We start from the raw sequence: 4,028 nt of genomic DNA, 5'->3' as shown, positions 1-4,028 counted from the left end.
CTGCAACCCGTTTACGGACCCGCAGCATTGCGTGCCGGAACCCTGCACCGTCATCTGCTGCACACCTAGCTGAGGTAAGCCATGCCAACAACTTTTTACTCTCCCCGGCTGCGCCATGCGCTGCATACCCTCTGCGCCAGCCTGCTGGCCTGGCTGATGCTGTCGGGCATGCCTACCGCTGGCGCCTGCGGCCCCGAGCCGGGCGGACCGCCCGGCGCCTGCGCTGGCGCCGTCGCCGGCGTGAGCGCCAGCGGCGGCCCCGATGCGGGCGCGGGCAATCCCATCAACATCATCACCGGCAACAAATACCAGCGCGAGGAAGACCTGCCGCCCCTGCCCGGCGTGCTGGGGCTGGAAATCGTGCGGCACTACAACAGCGCCTACAGCAAGCCAGGCAGCCCCAACGGTCCCTTGGGACGCGAATGGAAGCTGTCGTATGAAACCGAATTGATCGACAAATTCGGCCGCATCCAGATCCTGCAAGCCGACGGCGCCCGCGTCATCTTCGACCGCGATCGACGGCATCCCGGCCTGTGCAGCACGGCGCTGCCGGCCCACGGCCGCCTGACCCTGGCGCCGCAAGCCAACGGCGCCAGCGACTACACCTGGACCTTGCCCGACGGGCGCCGCCTGCATTTCAATACCCTGGGCAAGCTCGACACCATTACGGCCGCCACCGGCGAAACGCTCAGGCTGCTATATGACGACAACCATCTGCTGGTGCAAGTGACCGACCCGCAAGGCCGCAGCCTGCACCTGCGCTACCTGGCGCCCACCTCGGCCGGCGCCAGGGCAGGCACGCAATTTCGCGGTGTGCAACACATCGACAGCCCCGTGGGGCGCTTTTCCTACGACTACGGCGGCGCGCCGCCACCGGGCGCCCTGCCCTTCGAGCAGCGCATCCTGCTGGCCAACCTGCTGCGCGTGCACTTGCCGGCGGGCGACAAGGCGCTATCCTCCGTCAGCCGCCGCTACCACCACGAAGACCCGCGCCTGCCCTGGCTGCTGACGGGCATCAGCATTGAAACCAGCAGCGCCGGCGGCACGCCCGTGGCCACGCGCTACGCCACCTTCGGCTACGACAGCAACGGCCGCGCCAACCTCAGCACGCATGCCGGCAACGTCGGCAAGGTCACGCTCGATACCAGCGAGGGCGGAAAAACCGTGCTCACCAACAGCCTGGGCCAGCGCACCGTCTACCGCCACGCCATCGTCGGGGGCCAGCAGCGTCTGCTGGAAGTGCGCGGCGCCGGCTGCGCCAGCTGCGGCGCAACCAATGTGCGCTACGCCTACGACAAGCTGGGGCAGCTGCTGGAAACGACCCGCCTGGACGACAAGGGCGAGCCCGTCAGCGCCAGCTGGCGCGAACTCGACCAGCTGGGCCGCACCGTCCGCGCCGGCAGCGTGACATACCAGCACGGCAAGCGGGGCGCCGCGCAATGGCGGCTACGCCTGGAATACACGGGCGACGATCCCGCGCCCACGCTGATCGCCCGCCCCAGCGTCGTGCCGGGCAAGGAGCGGCAAACGCGCATCGAATACAACGCCATGGGCCAGGTCCTGCGCGTGACGCAGACGGGATGGGTGCCCGGCTACGACGGCAAGCAGGCAGCGGCCGCCATCGCGCGCACCACCAGTTACCAGTACTCCATCATCGCCGGCCACAGCCTGCTGACCCGCATCGACGGTCCCCTGCCCAACGGCAAGATGGGCACGCCGCTGGACTCCGATGTCACCGTGTTTGAATATGGCCAGCCGGCGGACAAGAGCAACGCGGGCAAGCTGGCGCGGTATGACGAACATGGAACAAGCGACGCCCCCCTGACTGCCATCATCACACCTGGCAATCTCAAGCGCGCGTTCACCTATGACGGCGCCGGCCGCATCGCCACCATCTCCGATGCGCTCGATCAGATCACTCAGTACGCCTACACGCCGCGCGGCCAGTTAATGCGCCAGACGCGCGACGGCGCGACGTATGCGGCGCGCTACGATGGTCTGGGCAATCCGCTCGAAATCGCATACAGCGACCAGGCAGGCCAGCAGTCGCTTGCCCGCCTGGGTTACGACGCCGCCGGCCGCCGCATCTGGAACGCCTCACACCTGGGCATCGTGACGAGCCATCGCTACGACACGGAAAACCGCCTGCTCGACACCACGACGCAATCGAGTGCAATCAAGCAGACACTCAACTACCGCTACGACCCGCCGGGCCATCTGCTGGCCATGACGGATGCGAATGGCGGCCGCTGGCGCATCGCGTGGAATGCGCGCGGCCTGCCCGAGGCACTAGGCGATGCGCTGGGCCGTATCACGCGTTTGCGCCATGACGCCATGGGCAATATCGTCGGCGTAACGCAGTGGGCGAACACGCCGGAGGCATTGGTGCAAAACACGGAAACCCGCTTCGAACGCGATATCGACGGCCAACCCACGGCCGTGACAGCGCCAAACGGTGCCACCACCCGCTATCTGCGCGATGATTTCGGCCAGGTCATCGCCACCATCAGCCCCGACAGCGGCATGACACGCCGGCAGTTCGACGCCGCCGGCAGGCTGATAGCGGGCACCGACGCCATGGGCAACCAGGCCAGCTACGCCTACGATGGCGCCGGGCGCATTGTGCGCCAGGTCATCACCGATGCCGGCGCTCCGGCCGGCCAGCGCCAGACCGTCACCACCTGGCGCTACGCGGGCGCGCACCTGGTCGCCATCGATCATCCGCAACAAGCCGAGCGCTACAGCCATGACGCGCAGGGGCGCCTGTCCGTCAAGACCGTCATCATCACGCTCCACAGCGGCAAACAGGCCAGCTACCACACCCGTTACCGCTACGACAGTCTGGGGCAGCTGAGCGGCATCAGCTTGCCGGACGGCAGCCTGCTGGACTACCGGCGCAACGGCCAGCAGCAAGTAGTCGCGCTTGAGCGCCAGCTCGTCCACAGTCCCTGGCTGCGCTGGCTGTTGCCAGGGGCAAGCATCGTCAAGGACCTGGAGCGCGACGTTATCGGCCTCAAGCGCTACACCTATGGCAACGGCATCGAGGCCCTCTATCAGCGCAGCAAGGAAGGCGCGCTGGCGCGCATCGTCTACCGCAACGCGCGGGGGGACCAATCCGGGCAGCAAGCCGTCTTGGCGCTGCAAGCCGTGCTGGGCATCGGCCAGGCCGTGGCCACGCCGGCCGCCGCGCTGCCAGCCGAAGACGCGCAGCAAGCCGCCCAGGCTGGCGCGCTGGGCCTGCCGCCCGACCCGGCCGCCCTGCTCGACCACCGCTACCTGTGGGACGTGCAGGGCAATTTGCTGCATACGAGGGACAGGGACGCCACCAGCAGCTACGCCTACGATGCCCACGACCGCCTGATTGCGGCGGCAACCGCCTCCCCGCCCCCGTCAACAGCGGCAAGCTTCGACCGCTACCACTACGACAGCGGCGGCAACCGCCTTATCAGCCAGGAAGATATCGCCAGCCAGGATGAACTGTGGCGCAACACCGTCCGCGCCAGCGATACAGAACACGCCCGCTACGACGCGACCGGCCAGCCGCAGCGCATCGGCCAGCGCCGCTATGTCTGGGATGCGCTGGGCAGGCTGTTGTCAGTGCATCAGGGTCAGGACCTGCTGGCGCGCTACCGCTACAACCATCGCGGGCTGCGCATCGCCAAGGAAGTGCGCGGGACGCGTACTTATTATCTGTACGACGACGACAGAAAGCTGCTGGCGGAACTCGATGCGGACGGCAAGATCAGCCGGCAATACATCTATCTTGCCGGCCAGCCGCTGGCGCTGATCGACACGGCGGCCAATGCCGCCGAATCACGGGAACAGCGTGGGCCGCTGGCGCAAGCCATGGCCGACATCTCGGCCATCTGGAAGGCGTGGTTCAGTCACGGCGAGAGCATCGCCTTCCTGCACAACAACCACCTAGGCGCGCCCGAGCTGGCTACCGACGCCCATGGCCAGCCCGTGTGGCAGGCCGCTTATGCGCCATTTGGCAAGTTAAGAAAAACAAACACCCAGCACGCCTTCCA

1 protein-coding gene is annotated in these 4,028 nt (G+C 67.3%); it reads left to right on the top strand.

Annotated elements, in window-relative coordinates; translation table 11 throughout:
* Nucleotides 1-81: 81 nt before the first annotated feature.
* Nucleotides 82-4,028: DUF6531 domain-containing protein (locus K0F86_RS25285; RefSeq protein ID WP_219136887.1), on the top strand; the 3,947-nt coding region annotated here is incomplete at its 3' end.

It is taken from the genome of Janthinobacterium sp. UMAB-60 (genome assembly GCF_900095235.1).
GTDB lineage: Bacteria > Pseudomonadota > Gammaproteobacteria > Burkholderiales > Burkholderiaceae_D > Janthinobacterium.
The sequence above is the reverse complement of the archived record's forward strand: the minus strand, read 5'-3'. Positions and strand labels throughout refer to the sequence as shown.